The organism is Saccharopolyspora sp. NPDC050389 (assembly GCF_040655595.1).
Lineage (GTDB): Bacteria > Actinomycetota > Actinomycetes > Mycobacteriales > Pseudonocardiaceae > Saccharopolyspora.
The window spans coordinates 48,740-65,103 of the sequence record NZ_JBFAKG010000011.1; the positions used below are offsets into that span (position 1 = coordinate 48,740).

Annotated in this window: 11 protein-coding genes; 1 reads left to right on the forward strand and 10 read right to left on the reverse strand. The window is 69.7% G+C overall.

Annotated elements, in window-relative coordinates:
- Nucleotides 1-60 precede the first annotated feature (60 nt).
- The 4 genes from AB0I53_RS09560 to AB0I53_RS09575 form a co-directional block, all read right to left on the reverse strand.
- Nucleotides 61-975 (reverse strand): LysR family transcriptional regulator, encoded by a 915-nt coding sequence (locus AB0I53_RS09560; RefSeq protein ID WP_358599105.1) that lies wholly within the window; start codon nucleotides 973-975, stop codon nucleotides 61-63.
- Entirely contained in the window at nucleotides 972-2,159 is a 1,188-nt protein-coding gene (locus AB0I53_RS09565; protein ID WP_358599108.1) for a glycine C-acetyltransferase, read from the reverse strand. Before AB0I53_RS09565 ends, AB0I53_RS09560 begins: the two co-directional genes overlap by 4 nt.
- A complete protein-coding gene (tdh, locus tag AB0I53_RS09570; protein WP_358599111.1) occupies nucleotides 2,159-3,199 on the reverse strand; it encodes an L-threonine 3-dehydrogenase in 1,041 nt (346 codons plus the stop codon). The genes AB0I53_RS09565 and tdh overlap by 1 nt, the downstream gene beginning before the upstream one ends.
- A 154-nt stretch (nucleotides 3,200-3,353) precedes the next feature.
- Nucleotides 3,354-3,626, reverse strand: a complete 273-nt coding sequence (locus tag AB0I53_RS09575) for a hypothetical protein (protein ID WP_358599113.1) — start codon at nucleotides 3,624-3,626, stop codon at nucleotides 3,354-3,356.
- 384 nt (nucleotides 3,627-4,010) lie between these two features.
- On the opposite strand from AB0I53_RS09575, the gene AB0I53_RS09580 reads away from it, so the two are divergent.
- Nucleotides 4,011-4,643: a hypothetical protein gene (locus AB0I53_RS09580; RefSeq protein WP_358599116.1), complete on the forward strand. Its 633-nt coding sequence runs from the start codon at nucleotides 4,011-4,013 to the stop codon at nucleotides 4,641-4,643.
- A 231-nt stretch (nucleotides 4,644-4,874) separates the two neighbouring features.
- On the opposite strand, the gene AB0I53_RS09585 is transcribed toward AB0I53_RS09580, so the two are convergent.
- The 6 genes from AB0I53_RS09585 to AB0I53_RS09610 all read right to left on the reverse strand — a co-directional run bounded on the left by AB0I53_RS09585 (nucleotide 4,875) and on the right by AB0I53_RS09610 (nucleotide 16,300).
- The gene (locus tag AB0I53_RS09585; protein ID WP_010304877.1) at nucleotides 4,875-5,051 is read right to left on the reverse strand and encodes a DUF6104 family protein; all 177 of its coding nucleotides are present in this window, start codon (nucleotides 5,049-5,051) and stop codon (nucleotides 4,875-4,877) included.
- A gap of 395 nt (nucleotides 5,052-5,446) precedes the next feature.
- Nucleotides 5,447-9,130, reverse strand: coding sequence for a multifunctional oxoglutarate decarboxylase/oxoglutarate dehydrogenase thiamine pyrophosphate-binding subunit/dihydrolipoyllysine-residue succinyltransferase subunit (locus AB0I53_RS09590; RefSeq protein ID WP_358599118.1), 3,684 nt, complete (start codon nucleotides 9,128-9,130; stop codon nucleotides 5,447-5,449).
- A 608-nt stretch (nucleotides 9,131-9,738) separates the two neighbouring features.
- Entirely contained in the window at nucleotides 9,739-13,428 is a 3,690-nt protein-coding gene (locus AB0I53_RS09595; RefSeq protein WP_358599121.1) for an ABC transporter ATP-binding protein, read from the reverse strand.
- Between the two features lie 359 nt (nucleotides 13,429-13,787).
- Nucleotides 13,788-14,642: an ABC transporter permease gene (locus AB0I53_RS09600; protein WP_358599124.1), complete on the reverse strand. Its 855-nt coding sequence runs from the start codon at nucleotides 14,640-14,642 to the stop codon at nucleotides 13,788-13,790.
- Complete coding sequence (locus AB0I53_RS09605; RefSeq protein WP_358599127.1) at nucleotides 14,642-15,610, reverse strand: ATP-binding cassette domain-containing protein; 969 nt, start codon at nucleotides 15,608-15,610, stop codon at nucleotides 14,642-14,644. Before AB0I53_RS09605 ends, AB0I53_RS09600 begins: the two co-directional genes overlap by 1 nt.
- A gap of 153 nt (nucleotides 15,611-15,763) precedes the next feature.
- The gene (locus tag AB0I53_RS09610) at nucleotides 15,764-16,300 is read right to left on the reverse strand and encodes a hypothetical protein (protein WP_358599130.1); all 537 of its coding nucleotides are present in this window, start codon (nucleotides 16,298-16,300) and stop codon (nucleotides 15,764-15,766) included.
- Nucleotides 16,301-16,364: the final 64 nt, after the last annotated feature.

Consider the following 16,364-nt stretch of genomic DNA (forward strand, 5'->3'; position numbering starts at 1 on the left):
GCCAGACCGGACATCACCACACGGGTTCGGCCGGCACCATCGCCCGGATCGACCGCCTCATCATGAGGGGCGAGTAGATCCGCGGTCCTTGCTCGCCAGCAGCGCGTCCAGCACGACGCGGACCAGCGGGTGCTCCTCCCGTCCACACTGGACGGCGGCGAAGACCCGGCGGGTCGGCGGCTTGCCAGCGACCGGCAGCGCGACCACGTCTTGGCCGGCCACGATGGCCGTGCGGGGCACCAACGCGACACCGGTGCCCGCCGCGACCAGCGCCACCACCGCGTGGAAGTCATCCGACGTGTGCGTGATGTTCGGGACGAACCCGGCGTTCTCGCAGCACACCTGGGCCACCGCGCGGCACGGGTTGCCCGGCAGCGGCGCGATCCAGTCGTCGTCGCGCAGCTCGTCGAGCGCGACCTCCCCGGCAGAACCGAGCGGGTGGTTCGGCGGTAGCACCACGTCGAACGGCTCGGCGTACAGCGGGAACCGGCTCACCCGGCGGGCATCCGCCTGCAGCGTCGAGGTGTACTCCATCGAGATCGCGATGTCGATCTCCCCGGCCAGCAGCATCATCAGGCTGTTGTGCGCCTCGGCATCGCGCACCAGCACCCGCACGTCCGGCGCCTGCTGCCGCAACGCGACGATCGACGGCGCCACGACCTGCGTGATCGCCGAAGCGAACGACGCCACCTCGACTGTGCCGACGGTGCCCGCCGCGCACGCCGCCAAGCTCGCCTCCGCACGCTCCAGCTCGGCCAGCACCGCCTTGGCGTGCTCGACCAGCAGCTCACCGGCCGCGGTCAGCCGCACCCGGCGGCCCTGCCGGACCAGCAGCGGCTGCCCGACCTCGTTCTCCAACGCGGTGAGCTGCTGCGACACCGCCGACGGCGTCAGGTAGAGCTTCTCCGCCGCCGCGCGCACGGTGCCGTGGTCGGCGAGCGCGCGAAGCACCTGCAACCGCCGGGGGTCTATCACCTGGAGATGGTACCCATCCGATCCCGGGCCGCCACGAACGCCGAAACCGCCCGTTCCACGTCCTCGGCGCGGTGCGCGGCCGACATCTGGGTGCGGATGCGGGCCTTGCCCTTGGGCACCACGGGGTAGGAGAAGCCGATGACGTAGATGCCCTCCTCCAGCAGCAGATCCGCCATCCGCGCCGCCTCGGCCGCGTCGCCGATCATCACCGGGATGATCGGGTGCTCGCCGGGCAGCAGGTCGAAGCCCTCCTCGGCCATCCGGCGGCGGAACAGCGAGCTGTTGTCCCGCAGCCGCTCCCGCAACTCCGGCTGCGCGGCGACCAGATCCAGCGCGGCCAGCGAAGCGGCAACGATCGACGGCGCGAGGGAGTTCGAGAACAGGTACGGCCGGGAACGCTGCCGCAGCAGCTCGACGATTTCGGCCCGCCCGGACACGTAGCCGCCGCTGGCGCCGCCGAGCGCCTTGCCGAGCGTGCCGGTGACGACGTCGACCCGGTCGGCGACGCCGAACAGGTCCGGAGTGCCCGCACCCGTCGGGCCCGTGAACCCGACCGCGTGCGAGTCGTCGACCATCACCATCGCCTCGTACTTCTCGGCGAGCGCGCAGATCTCGTCCAGCGGCGCCAGATAGCCGTCCATCGAGAACACGCCATCGGTGACGACGAGCTTGCGCCGCGCGTCGGAGTTCTCCTTGAGCAGCCGCTCGAGATCGGCCATGTCGCGATTCCGGTACCGGCCGCGGCGGGCCTTGGACAACCGGATGCCGTCGATGATGCTCGCGTGGTTGAGCTCGTCGGAGATCACTGCGTCCCGGTCGTCGAGCAGCGTCTCGAAAACCCCGCCGTTGGCGTCGAAGCACGAGCTGTACAGGATCGTGTCATCGGTGCCCAGGAACTCCGAAAGCCGCCGCTCCAACTCCTTGTGCGGGGCCTGCGTGCCGCAGATGAACCGCACCGACGCCATCCCGAAGCCCCACTTCGCCAGCGCCGCCTCGGCGGCGGCGAGCAGCGCGGGATGGTCGGCCAGCCCCAGGTAGTTGTTCGCGCAGAAGTTCAGCAACTCGGCGCCGCCGACGCCCACCCGCGCGCTCTGCGGCGAGTCCAGCACCCGCTCGTCCTTGTACAGCCCGGCGGCGCGGATCTCGTCCAGCTCGGCGCGGACGTCGTCAGCGATCGTGTACATCAGGCGGACCCCTTCGTTGTCCAGTCGAGGATGACCTTGCCGCAGCGGCCGCTGCGGGCCGTCTCGAAGGCCTCGGCGTGCTGCGTGTACGGGAATCGGTGCGTGATCACCGGACTCAGGTCCAGGCCGGATTCCAGCAGCACCGACATCGAATACCAGGTCTCGAACATCTCGCGGCCGTAGATGCCCTTGACGGTGAGCATCTTGAACACCACGGCGCTCCAGTCGAGCGCGAAGTCCTCGGCGGGCAGGCCCAGCATCGCGATCCGGCCGCCGTGCGCCATGTTCGCCACGGTCTCCCGCAGCGCCTCGGGCTTCCCGGAGACCTCCATCGCGACGTCGAAGCCTTCGCTCATGCCCAGTTGCTGCTGCGCGTCGGCGATCTTGGTCTGCGAAACGTCCACGGCCAGATCCACCCCGACCCGCCGGGCCAACTCCAACCGGTGCTCGCTGACATCGGTGATCACCACGTGCCGCGCACCGGCGTGCTTGGCCACGCCCGCGGCCATCAGCCCGATCGGCCCGGCGCCGGTGATCAACACGTCCTCGCCGATGACCGGGAAGCTGAGCGCGGTGTGCACCGCGTTGCCGAACGGGTCGAAGATCGCCGCCACATCCGGATCGACCTCGCCACGATGCACCCAGACGTTCTGCTCCGGCAGCACCGCGAACTCGGCGAACGCGCCGTTGCGGTGCACCCCGAGACCCTGCGTGTGAGCGCACAGGTGGCGGCGGCCGGCGAGGCAGTTGCGGCAGCGGCCGCACACCAGATGTCCCTCGCCGCTGACGAAGTCGCCGACCGCTGCCCGCGTGACCGCGGCGCCGGTGGCCACCACCTCCCCGGCGAACTCGTGGCCGACCACCAGCGGCGTCGGCACGGTGCGGGCAGCCCACTCGTCCCACGACGCGATGTGCAGGTCCGTACCGCAGATCCCGGTGCGCATCACCCGCACCACGACTTCGTCCGGGCCGGGGGTCGGGTCGGGGAGCTCGGCCAGTTCCAGGCCGGGCGCGGGTGAGGTCTTCACCAGAGCGCGCAAGGTTCCTCCGCTCTCGATGCTTGTCGCAGTGGAGTTTGGCGCGGTGCCGCGGGGCAGGTCCATCGCGACTTTCTGCACTGGCTGGTTAGCGGCGCTGCACAGCGCACCGCGCCCCACCCGCCTTCGACGAATGGGGCGCGACGTTGCCGGCTGGTCAACTGATCGACGACTGCTCGTGCGTCTGGACGAAGCCCTGCTGCCCGTGCGGGGAAGAGGTCTGCACGTGGTGCTGCTGCACCTGGTGGTGCTTGTGCTGTTCGTTGTGGCTCACCTGGCTTTGCTGGTTCAGCCCCTGCGGGCTACTGACGATCGCGGCGAGGAGCGGGTCCACTGGCGACGATTGGGGACCGTCGGCGGCAGCGGCCGTTCCGGCGGCGCCCAGCACGGCGAGACCGGTGAGCAGGGTGGCGGCAAGCAGACGTCGCATCGATTCCTCCGTAGTGCGTTGGCATTGCCCGCGCCGAGGCGATCACACATCGGCCCCGAGCGCCGGGCACATCACTCCGTGGTGGATCACCCCACGGCCCCGGCCACCCGGCCAGGGGAGCCGCCCACGCCGGCGCCGAGAACGCCTCGCCGAACCCCGGGTGCGAGCAAGGGAACCTTCCTGTCACGACGAAGCCAGCGCCAGCCGCCGCGAGGTGCGGAAGGGAACCTTCCTGTCATTCCAGGTGCCGCCGAGCGGGGATGCGAGCAAGGGAACTTTCCTGTCACGCGCGGCGGCCGGCCGGATCGCGGCGGTGGTGGCTTGACTTCTACCTAGGTAGAGGTTCGAGGATCGGGTCGTAGCCGATGCTCACAAGGAGGCCCGATGACGACCGGCCACAGCGACCTGCCCGACATCACCCGATCCGACGTCGGCACGATCCTGGTCAGCCCGTGGCTCGTGGGCACCCCGCAGCGACAGCGCGACGCTGTGGACTCGACGATCGCGGAGTGGCGCGTCGCACCGTGGCCGTCGGCATTCCTGTCGTTGAACTGCTTCGTGAGCGACGACGGCACCACGGTGCTGAACTACGCGCAGTGGACCGACGACGACGCTCACCGCGAATTCGTCCGGACCTACCGGCCGACCCTGGTACGCGGCATCGACGAGGCCGTGCCTGGCATCGAACGCCCGGGGCTTGTCAGATACCGCCTGCACGGCAGCGTCATCGCACCAGATGCTCGACACGGCGATCTGGTCGCGGTTTTCACCTACGACACCGATAACATCGAGCAGGCGCGGCAGCTGGCCGACGATGCGCGCAGCCAGATCACGCCCGAGCTGCCGCCGGGGCTTATCGCCGCGCACTTCCACATCAACGTCGACGGCACCCGAGTGCTGATCTACGAGGAATGGGCTGACGAAGCCGCAGCCGCCAGCAGCACCCATCACTCGGAGGCCGTGGCCGACAGGAATCTCTACCGACTGCACCGCAGCCTGACCCGCTACCGGGCCTGATCCGGGAGAGCAAGGGAACCTTCCTGTCACCAACGCGCGGGACGTGCGGCGAACCGGGGTGGCAGGAAGGGAACCTTTCGGTCTTCGACCGGCCCGTCGGCGGTGACAGCATGGGAACTTTCCTGTCGCCGGTAGGCCGGCGCTTGCCGTTGGAGTGGCCTGGGGCGAGAGGATGGGAACCTTTCTGTCACCGACCGGTCGCCCCGGCGCTGTCGTGCCTCGGAGCGGTTGTTACTCGTCGTCGGCGTCGTCGCGGGCGAGGAACGTGGCGAGGCGTTCGGTGGCGTCCTCGAAGTCGGGGTTGAGGTCGACGAACGCCCGCATTCTGTCGGCGACCCAGGCCAGCGTGACCTCGTCGTCACCGCGACGATCTTCGAGTTCCTCAATGCCGCGGTCGGTGAAGTACACCGTGTCCTCCTAGTTGTTTCCGTCCGTGACCGGTGCGATCGGGGTTGGCAGAACAGCAGAGTACGAAACGCAATTCCGGTGGCAGCGAGAACCGCCCCGAATGGCAGGAAGGTACCGATGCTCTCGAAGTTCCAGGGCTGAACGCCACAAGACCGGAGCAGGACTCTAATCCGACGCGGCCACCCGCATCGAGCCGGGGCCGTGGAGGAAGGGAACCTTCCTGTCACCCACCCCGCATCGCCCGGGCTCGTGGTGCGGGGTCAGGCCGTTTCGGTCTCTCGGAGAGCGCCGACCACCAGCTGCCGGAGGAGTGGAAAGCGCGTCAGTTTCCGCTCGTAGCCGCAAAAACGGGCCGCCGGTTCCGGGAAGGAACCGGCGGCCCGCTTCAGCCGTGATCAGGCGAAGGCGTTCCGCACGACCTCGGCCTGCTCGACCTCGTGGACCTTGGCCATACCGGTGGCCGGGGCGGCCATCGGACGACGCGAGACCCGCTGCAGCTTGCCGACCAGCTGCGGGAACAGCTCCGGCAGGGCCAGGCCGAGGAACGGCCACGCACCCTGGTTGGCCGGCTCCTCCTGCGTCCACCGGATGGAGGTGGCGTTCGGGTACCGCTCGAACAGCGCGCCCAGCTTGCGGTGCGGCAGCGGGTAGAGCTGCTCCAGCCGGACGATCGCGGTGTCGGTGATGCCCTGCTTTTCGCGGTGCGCGGCCAGCTCGTAGTAGAGCTTGCCGGTGCACAGCACCACGTTGCGCACGCCAGCCGGATCCGGCTGCGCCGGGTCGTCGATCACCGAGGTGAACTTGCTGCCGTTGGTGAAGTCCTCGACCGGGCTGGTCGCGGCCTTCAACCGCAGCATCGACTTCGGCGTGAACACCACCAGCGGGCGGTGGATGTTGTCCAGCGCGTGCCGCCGCAGCAGGTGGAAGTAGTTCGCCGGCGTCGACGGCATCGCGACGGTCATCGAACCCTCGGCGCACAGCTGCAGCCACCGCTCGATGCGACCGGAGGTGTGGTCCGGGCCCTGGCCTTCGTGGCCGTGCGGCAGCAGCATGACCACGTCGGACCGCTGACCCCACTTCGCTTCACCGGACGAGATGAACTCGTCGATGATCGACTGGGCGCCGTTGAAGAAGTCACCGAACTGCGCTTCCCACAGCACCAGCGAGTCGGGGTTGCCGACCGAGTAGCCGTACTCGAAGCCCACCGCCGCGAACTCCGACAGCGCCGAGTCGTAGACCAGGAACTTCGCCTGGTCGTCCGACAGGTTCTGCAGCGGCGTGTACTCGGAGTCGCTCTTGCGGTCGATGAGCACCGAGTGCCGCTGGCCGAACGTGCCGCGCCGGCTGTCCTGACCGGTCAGGCGGACCTGGCGGCCCTCCATGACCAGCGAACCGAACGCCAGCAGCTCGCCGAACGCCCAGTCGATGCCGCCCTCGCGACCCATCTTGGCGCGCCGCTCGAGCACCGGCTTGACGCGCGGGTGCGGGGTGAAGCCCTCCGGCAGGTTGATCTGCGACTCGGCGATGTGCTCCAGGGACTCCCGCGAGATCGCGGTCGTCAGCCCGCGCGGCACCTGCTGCTCCGACTCCACCGACGGGCTCGGCGACGGCGGGTGCTTCTCCAGCTCGCGGACCTCGTTGAACACGTGCTCCAGCTGGGCCGCGTAGTCCTTCAGCGCCTTCTCCGCCTCTTCGACGGTGATGTCGCCGCGGCCGATCAGAGCCTCGGTGTAGACCTTGCGGACGCTGCGCATCTTGTCGATCGCGTCGTACATCTTCGGCTGCGTCATCGACGGGTCGTCGCCCTCGTTGTGCCCGCGGCGGCGGTAGCACACCATGTCGATCACGACGTCCTTGCCGAATGCCTGGCGGTACGCCACGGCCAGCTTCGCGACCCAGACGCAGGCCTCGGGGTCGTCGCCGTTGACGTGGAACACCGGGGCACCGATCATCTTCGCCACGTCGGTGCAGTACTTGCTGGAGCGCGAGTGCTCCGGCGCGGTGGTGTAACCGACCTGGTTGTTGACGATCACGTGCACCGTGCCGCCGGTGCGGTAGCCGCGCAGCAGCGACAGGTTCAACGTCTCGGCGACCACGCCCTGACCGGCGAACGCGGCGTCGCCGTGCAGCAGCACCGGCAGAACCGTGAAGCCCTCCTGGCCCTTGTCCAGGATGTCCTGCTTGGCGCGGACGATGCCCTCGAGCACCGGGTCGACGGCTTCCAGGTGCGACGGGTTCGACGTCAGCGACACCTTGGTCTCGCCGTCACCGAACATCCGGAAGTACTTGCCCTCGGCACCGAGGTGGTACTTGACGTCGCCGGAACCGTGCGCCTGGCCCGGGTCCAGGTTGCCCTCGAACTCCCGGAAGATCTGCGAGATCGGCTTGCCGACGATGTTGGCCAGCACGTTGAGGCGGCCGCGGTGCGGCATGCCGACGACAACCTCGTCGAGCTCGTGCGCCGCCGACGTGTCCAGCACCGCGTCCAGCAGCGGCACCACGGTCTCGGCGCCCTCCAGCGAGAACCGCTTCTGCCCGACGTACTTGGTCTGCAGGAACGTCTCGAACGCCTCGGCCGCGTTGAGCTTCGACAGGATGTACTTCTGCTCCGACGGCTCCGGCTTGGTGTGCGGCTTCTCGACCCGCTGCTGCAGCCATTCGCGCTCGTCGGGTTCGAGGATGTGCATGTACTCGACGCCGACCGTCCGGCAGTAGGAGTCGCGCAGCACGCCCAGCACGTCGCGGAGCTTCATGTGCTCCTTGCCGGCGAAACCGCCGACGGCGAACTCCCGGTCCAGGTCCCACAGGGTGAGGCTGTGCGACAGGACGTCGAGGTCCTCGTGCCGCCGCTGCCGGTAGTTCAGCGGGTCGATGTCGGCCATCAGGTGGCCGCGGGTGCGGTAGGCGTCGATCAGCTCGAGCACGCGGGCGGTCTTGTCCACCGCGCCCTCGGGGATGTCGTGCGTCCAGCGCACCGGCTCGTACGGGATTCGCAGCGACGCGAAGATGTCGTCGAAGAACCCGTCCTCGCCCAGCAGCAGCTGGTGCATCTTGCGCAGGAAGTCACCGGACTCGGCGCCCTGGATGACCCGGTGGTCGTAGGTGGACGTCAGCGTCACGATCTTGCTGATGCCCATGTCGACCAGCGTCTTCTCGCTGGCGCCCTGGAACTCCGCCGGGTAGTCCATCGCGCCGACGCCGATGATCGCGCTCTGGCCCTTGGTCAGCCGCGGCACCGAGTGGTTGGTGCCGGACGGGCCGGGGTTGGTCAGCGAGATCGTGGTGCCGGCGAAGTCGTCGGCGGTCAGCGCGTTGTTGCGGGCCTTGCGGATGATGTCCTCGTAGGCCTGCCAGAACTGCTGGAACGTCATGTCCTCGCAGCCCTTGATGGAGGCGACCACGAGGTTGCGCGACCCGTCCTTGCCCGGCAGGTCGATGGCCAGGCCCAGGTTGATGTGCTCCGGCGTGATGGCCGCGGGCTTGCCCTTGGCGTCCTCGCCGTAGTGGCGGTTCATGTTCGGGTAGTCCCGGACCGCCCGGACCAGCGCGTAGCCGATCAGGTGCGTGAAGGAGACCTTGCCGCCCTTGTTCCGCTTCAGGTGGTTGTTGATGACGATGCGGTTGTCGAACAGCAGCTTGGCCGGCACCGCGCGCACGCTCGTCGCGGTCGGCACGGTCAGCGACTGATCCATGTTCTTGGCGATCGCAGCCGCGGCCCCGCGCAGCGTCTTGACGTCGCCACCGGCCTGGGGCTCCTTCACCGGAGCGGCCTTGGCGGCCTGCTGCGGAGACGGCTTCGGCGCGGCGGCGGGCTTACTCGCCGGGGGCGCGGTCGCAGCGGCGGCCGGCGGGACCTGACCATTGGTCTCACTGGGGCGCGTCGCGGTGGCCGTGGTCGTCGGGGCCGCTGCAGCGGCGGCAGCAGCGGTGTTCTCGGTGGCTGCCTGGCCCGGCTTGTAGTCGGCGAAGAATTCGTGCCACGCCGAGTCTACGGAAGTGGGATCTTGGAGGAACTGCTCGTACATCTCCTCGATCAACCACTCGTTGGGGCCGAACTGTGACGCAGGGCTGCTGGACACGGCTGGCGTTCGCCTCGATCCATATGCTCGTGATTTACAGACACACTCAGGTACCAGGCTAGCGGTCCGATTCGCGCGGTTGACACACAGGACGGCCGTTCGGTCGACGAGGTCGGTCACAAAATCGATCAGGAAAGCCCAGCTCGCGGGGAACGGGCCCCATCCGGCTCGGACTGACGATCATCGACCGCACTTCCCATGCACCACTCGAGGTCGGCGTTGCTCGGTACTACTCCATCTGGGTTGTCGTCCGACACCAGTATGACGTTTCACCGACACACTGTGTTCCTGTTCCGCGGGCGGGCTTTCCCGGAGTTCGGACCTCGACGGCACTCCGGCCCCACTGGTCCCGAGCCGGTGTGACGGCCGGCGATCCAGGTTGCGGAGCGTGTCCGAAACGTTCCTTTCTGTGCACGCGGGTGGGGTCCGTTGCGGTTCGGTGACAGAAAGGTTCCCTTCCTCACATCGCCTCCCGGCCAGGGCGCCTGACCGGTGGTGACAGGAAGGTTCCCTTCCTCACATCGCAGGGCTCGGCGGTGACAGGAAGGTTCCCCTGCTCACATCGCAGGGCTCGGCGGTGACAGGAAGGTTCCCTTGCTCACATCGGGTCAGGCGATGTTGGTCGCGTCGATGTCCGGGGCCCGCTCGCTCGGCGCGCCATCTGCTGCCCGCCACAGCCGCGCGTAGTGGCCGTCGTCCGCGAGCAGTTCGGCGTGGCCGCCTTGCTCGACGATCCGGCCGCCGTCGACGACCACGATGCGATCGGCGCGGGCGGCCGTGGCCAGCCGGTGCGCGACGATGAACGTGGTGCGCTGGGCCGCCACCCGGTCGCTGGCCGCGACCACCATCGATTCCGTCGCCGGATCGAGCGCGGCGGTCGCCTCGTCGAGCAGCAGCACGTCGGGGTCGACCAGCTCGGCGCGCGCCAGCGCGACCAGCTGCCGCTGGCCCGCCGAAAGGCCCCGCCCGCGCTCTCCCACCTGCTGCCGGAAGCCGTGCGGCAGCATCGCGATTCCCGGCAGCGCCCCGACCGCCCGGGCAGCGGCCTCGACCTCGATCGGATCGGCGTCCGGCCGCGCGTAGGCGATGTTGCTGGCGATGTCCCCGGTGAACAGGTGGCCTTCCTGCGGGACGACGGCGAGCCGCCGGTGGAACGCCGCGAGGTCGTAGCGGCGGATGTCCTGCCCGTCGACCAGCACGGCGCCGTCGGTGGCGTCGTAGAACCGCGCGATCAACTTGATCAGCGTCGACTTCCCGGCGCCGGTCGCGCCGACCAGCGCCACGGTCTCGCCGGGCCGCACCCGCAGCGCGATGTCGCGCAGCGCGAACTGCTCCGTGCCCGGGTAGCGGAACGACACCGACCGCAGCTCGACGCCGCCTTCGAACCGCTCCGGGATCGGGGCGGGATCGGCGGCGGCGGGCACCGACGTCGGAGTCCGCAGCAGGTCCCCGATCCGCCGCAAACCCACCTTGGCCTGCTGGTAGCCGTCGAAAACCCCGGACAACTGCTGCACGGGCGAGAAGAACAGGCCGAGGTAGAGCAGGAACGCGACCAGCACGCCGGCGGTCAGGTCGCCCGACGCGACCCGCGCCGCGCCGACGCCCAGCACCGCCGCCTGCGCGATCTCCGACAGCAGCGCGACGAACGGGAAGTAGGTGGCGATGTAGCGCTGGGCGCGCAGCCTGGACCGCCGGTAGGCGTCGCTGCGCTGCGCGAACACCTTCGCGGCGTGCCCCTCGCGGCGGTGCGCCTGCGCCACCCGCATCCCGGAGACGTTCTCCTGCAGGTCGGCGTTGACCGTGCTCACCCGCTCGCGCGCTTCGGCGTAAGCGGTCGACGAGACCTTGCGGAAGATCACGGTGGCCACCAGCAGGACCGGCAGCACCGCCATCGCCACGAGCGCCAGCGAAACATCCGTGATCAGCAGCGCGCCCGCGATGCCGAACAGCGTCAGGACGCTGACCACGAAGGTCGCCAGCCCGGTCTGCAGGAACGTCGACAGCGCGTCGACGTCGGTGGTCATCCGGGTCATGATCCGGCCGGCGAGCTCGCGCTCGTAGTAGTCCAGCCCGAGCCGTTGCAGATGCGCGAAGCTGCGCAATCGCAGCAGGTAGAGCAGGGTTTCGCCGGTTCGCGAGGTGATGACGGTCTGCAGCCTGACCACCAGCCAGCCGCCCACGACGACCACGACGCCCAGGCCGGTGGCGACCCACAGCGCGTCGACGTGGCCCGAGCCGACCCCGCCGTCGATGCCGTGGCGCACCAGAGATGGCAACGCGATCGACGTCAGCGCGTCCCCGGCCACCAGCAGCACGGTCAGCAGCAGGCCCCAGCGGATCGGCCGCAGTAGCCGGGACAGCTTGAAATCGGGGTCGGGCGCCGTGGGATCTTCGCCGCGCAGATCGGGCTGATCGGTCGCGGGCGGGAGTTTCCGGATGCCTTCGACCAGCTCGGGCGTCGGCGGCATCGTCATGCTGCCCATGCCGCGCGACCCGGGCATGTCCGCGGGGTCGTTGGCAGCGGGTTCGCCGTCATCGGCCGGCGGCCAGAGCTCCGAGGTGATGCCGTCCGGGCCGCCCACGACCTGGCCGTCGCTGCGGCTGTCGATCGACTCCCCGGGACCGGCCAGCAGCGACCGGAACAACTCGCACCGCTGGTTCAGCTCGTCCTCGGTGCCGACGTCGACGACGCGTCCTTCGTCGAGCACCGCGATCCGGTCGGCCAGTGCCAGCGTCGACCGGCGGTGCGCGATCAGCAGGGTGGTGCGCTGCGCGGTCACCGACCGGAGGGTGTCGTGGATGGCTGCTTCCGTCGCCGGATCCACCGCCGACGTCGCGTCGTCGAGCACCAGGATCCGCGGGTTGGAGAGCAGCGCCCGCGCGAGCGCCACGCGCTGGCGCTGCCCGCCCGACAGCGTCAGGCCGCGCTCGCCGACCGTCGTGTCGTAGCCGTCGGGGAGGGCGGTGATGAACTCGTGCGCTTCCGCGGCTTTCGCCGCGGCGATCACGTCGGCTTCCGAAGCGTCGGGGCGGCCGTACGCGATGTTGCCGCGAATGGTGTCGGAGAACAGGAACGCCTCCTCGAACACCACCCCGACCGCGGCCCGCAGCGAATCCAGCCGCAGGTCGCGGATGTCGTGGCTCGCGGCGCCGTCCTCGGCGGGCCCGATCCGGATGTTCCCCGCGTGCACGTCGTAGAAGCGCGGCAGGAGCAGCGAAACCGTCGACTTGCCCGAACCCGCCGGGCCGACCAGCGCCACGGTCTCGCCGGGGCGGACACGCAGCGACGCGTCGCGGAGCACCGGCTGATCGCGGGTGTAGCCGAAACTCACGTCGTCGAGCCGGACCTGCAGCGGCCCGGCGGGCAGGGTCGCCGCTTCGGGCTTCTCCTGCACCTCGGGCTGGGAATCGACCAGCTCGTGGATGCGCTCGACACCGGCGCGGGCGAGCTGCGCCTGGATCATCACGCTCGACAACATCCGGGCCGGACCGGCCAGCATCGCCACGTACCCGGCGAAGGCGACGAACGTCCCGAGGCTCACCTGGTCCTGCAGCACCATCCAGCCGCCGAGGCCGAGCACCCCGACCTGCCCGGCGGAGGGCAGCGCGGCCAGGCTCGCCGCCGGCCTCGAAGTCATCCTGGCGGCGCGCAGCCGCTCGGCGAACAGCCGCCGCGCGCGGCCCTCCAGCCGCCCGACCTCGCGGTCCTCCTGGCCGAAGCCCTTCACGACACGGACACCGGTGACGGTTTCCTCGACGTGCTGCGCGATGTCCGCGGCGCGCTGCTGCGCCGACCACGTCGCGGGGAACAAGCTCTTCTTGCTGCGCGCCGAAACCACCGCGATCAGCGGCGCCACGATCAGCGACACCACCGTGAGCAGCGGCGACAGCCACAACATCGCGATGATCGCGAACACCGCGAGCACCGCCGTACCGGCCGCCAGCGGCAGCATCGACAGCAGCGAGTTCACCATCTGCAGATCGCTGATGGAGCGCGACACCACCTGGCCGGTGCGCAGCGCGTCCTGCTTCCCGCCGTCCAGCCGCTGCATCGCGGCGAACACCGCCCGCCGCAGGTCGTGCTGCACGTCGAGGGCCAGCCGCCCGGCGCTGTAGCGGCGGACGAACGCCGACGCGAACCGGAACACACCGAGCGCGAGCAGCGCGATCACGATCCACCACAGGCGGTCGGTGCTGCGCGCGACGGCATCGTCCACCGCCAGCTTCGTCAGCAGCGGAACCAGCGCCTCCAACCCGACCGCCGTGACGGACGCGCCCATCGCCAACGTCAGGGCCACGGGGTGCCGGCGACAGGCGGCGAAGAGGCGACGGATCCAACCGCCGGAAGTCGGGCGGGGATTACCGGAGTCGCTCACCCCGCCAGGTTAGGCCGCCCCACCGACTGCGCAGCCCGACCGGACGGCCACTGTGACCCCCGCCAAACCGCGGAGGCGGTGCGAGCATGGGAACTTTCCTGCCACCACGACGACCAAGGACCGCGCCTGGAGTGACAGGAAGGTTCCCATGCACCACCCACCGCCACCCGGGTTCGGGCGGTGGGCCGCTGCGGGGCGACCGGTGGTGGATGACAGGAAGGGAACCTTTCTGCCATCGGCGCCGCGGTGACAGAAAGGTTCCCTTCCACAGGTCGTGCTCGTCAGGTGATGTCGCGTCGGCGGCTGGCCAGCCAGCCGCCCGCGATGAACACGGCGGTGTAGCCGACGAAGGTGAGCAGGCTCGCCCACCACGGATGGCCGTAGCTGCCGCCGAAGAAGAGGTGCAGGAACTCGAAGACCGCCCGCGGCGTGTCCGGTTCGTCGGGCCCGGCCACCGCGGCGACGAACAGCGGCACCGCCATGTTCGCCACGATGCCGTTGCCGGCCGTCCCGGGCAGGTACGGGCTGATGCCGGAGACGGGCGATCCGATCAGGATCAGCGACAGGATGAACTCGACCGCGAACTTGTAGACCAGCGGCAAGATGATCGCGAGCACGGCGCTCGCGACCAGCGCGCCGAACCCGACACCCAGCAGCGTCCACAGCATCATCGCGAGCACGCCGGCCGCGCCGACGCTGAGCCAGTCGGCCGGGCTGCCGAAACTGCCGAAGTCCAGGCCCGTGCCCAGCAAGCCGCCGAGGCTCGCGAACAGCACGTTCGTCAGGCCGTAGATCAGGCCGATGCCCGAGTAGGCGAGCAGCTTCGCCGCCAGCACCGCGCCGCGCGGGTTGCCGGTGAGGAACGTCGTCGTGATGCTCCTGTTCCGATACTCGCCGGCGAACGCCATGGCCCCGAACAGCGCCGCGAAGATGGTGCTGAAGTTCGTCGACATCGACACCGACAGCAGGCCCAGGGGCACCGCCCGGTCGAGCTTCTCCACCGAGTCGATGAGCGCGACGATGGAGCCGCCCAGCCAGCCCGCGCCGAAACCGAGCAGCACCACCGGCACGAGCAGCGCCCACCACAGGCTGGTCGTGAAGATCTTGCGGAACTCCGCCTTGACTAGAGCGACCATCAGGCAGTTCCCCCGAATCCGCGGCCGTCCGGGGCGGCCCGCTGCGTGGCGTGCTGCGGGACGCCGGTGTACTGGCCGTTGGTGAGCTGGAAGAACAGCTGCTCCAGGCCGATCCGCTCGTCCTGCATCCCGTACAACGCGACCCCGGCTTCCAGCGCGAGATCCGCGACCGCGCGGGAATCGGCGCCGGTCACGGCGAGCCTGCCGTCCGGGAGGTATTCGACGCCCAACCCGACCGCGTGCAGCTTGTCGATCAGCTTGCCGGGGTCGGCGGCCTGCACGAGCGTCCGCGAGCGCTGCGCTGCGCGCAGGTCGTCGAGGTGGCCGTCGAAGACGCAGCGCCCGCGGCTGATGATCACCAGCTGGTCCACGGTGTGCTCGATCTCCCGGAGGAAGTGGCTGGACATCAGCACCGTCCGGCCGCTCGCGGCGAAGGCCTTCAGGAAGTTCCGCAGCCAGGCGATGCCCTCCGGATCCAGGCCGTTGGCCGGCTCGTCCAGCACCAGCACCTGCGGGTCGCCGAGCAGCGCGGTGGCCAGCGCCAGGCGCTGCCGCATGCCCAGCGAGAACGTGCCTGCTTTGCGCTTCCCCGCGGAGCCCAGCCCGACGAGTTCGAGAGCCCGGTCGACCTGCGCGTCCGGCACGTTCATCGCGGCGGCGTAGCACCGCAGGTGGTGGCGGGCGGTGCGGCCCGGGTGGAAGCTCTGCGCGTCGAGCACGGCGCCGACCACGCTCGCCGGGTTCGGCAGCCGGTGAAACGGCAGGCCGTTGATGGTGGCAGTGCCCGAGGTGGGCATGACCAGGCCGAGGAGCATCCGCAGCGTCGTCGTCTTGCCGGACCCGTTGGGGCCGAGGAACCCGGTCACCGAGCCGGGGCGGACCGTGAAACTCAGGTCCTGCACCGCGCTGACCGGGCCGAAGCTCTTGCTGAGACCCTCAACGACGAGCCGGCCACTGCCGTCCTGCACACGCCCTCCATCGTCACCCGTTCAACCGACGGAGCCCATCCTGCCGGACATGCCCGGGTGCTCAGGTGCGGAGGAGTGTTTTCCCAGCTTGTTCTCAGTGGCGAGGCGTGATCGCCGCCCTGCGGTGTGATGGACGTCGCCACCTGCGACCGGCTAGGGCCAGCGGATGGACCGGTCGATCACGGCGGCCCGGTAGACCGTGCCCCGATTCGTTTTGAGGTGACCGGTCGCCAACGGCGGGGTCGGGTCCGTGGTCAGATCGGGGCGGATGAACTCGTTGGTGTCCCAGTCGCTGGGCCCGGGGCCGGTCGCGGAGATGATCGGCTCGGGGATGACCGCGACGTCCTTCGCCTCGTCGTCCCGCCTGCGCCGCAGCCTCCGGTGCAGCGTGCCCAGGCCGGTGCCGCGGTAGTGCACGGCCTCTCCGGAGTGGTCGCCGATGAGCACCCGGTGCGCGGTCAGCCACACGGTGCACGGCCACGGCCGGCTGCGTAGCGTGCCCGGGCAGGACCGGCACCTGCCGTCTTCGGCCGGTTCGTGTTCGTCGAGCAGGGCGCGCAGACCCTCGGTGAGCCGGTAGAGCTCGGAGCGGGCGAGCGGCAGCAGCACCTCGGGTGCGTCGTCTTCGGTCGCCAGATCAACCCTGTCGAGTCGGTCGAGGACAGCTTTCCGCAGCGCCGTGTCCGTCACTTCGTCTCCCACCGTCGTCGAACGTTGCGAGTGCGTCGGTGTTGCCGGTGGAGATCGCGGATCG

What these genes read in the sequence shown, in the direction of transcription:
- AB0I53_RS09565 (WP_358599108.1), bottom strand. Translation starts at nt 2,159, where the DNA reads ATGTACACGATCGCTGACGACGTCCGCGCCGAGCTGGACGAGATCCGC.
- AB0I53_RS09575 (WP_358599113.1), bottom strand. Translation starts at nt 3,626, where the DNA reads ATGCGACGTCTGCTTGCCGCCACCCTGCTCACCGGTCTCGCCGTGCTG.
- AB0I53_RS09580 (WP_358599116.1), top strand. Translation starts at nt 4,011, where the DNA reads ATGACGACCGGCCACAGCGACCTGCCCGACATCACCCGATCCGACGTC.
- AB0I53_RS09600 (WP_358599124.1), bottom strand. Translation starts at nt 14,642, where the DNA reads ATGGTCGCTCTAGTCAAGGCGGAGTTCCGCAAGATCTTCACGACCAGC.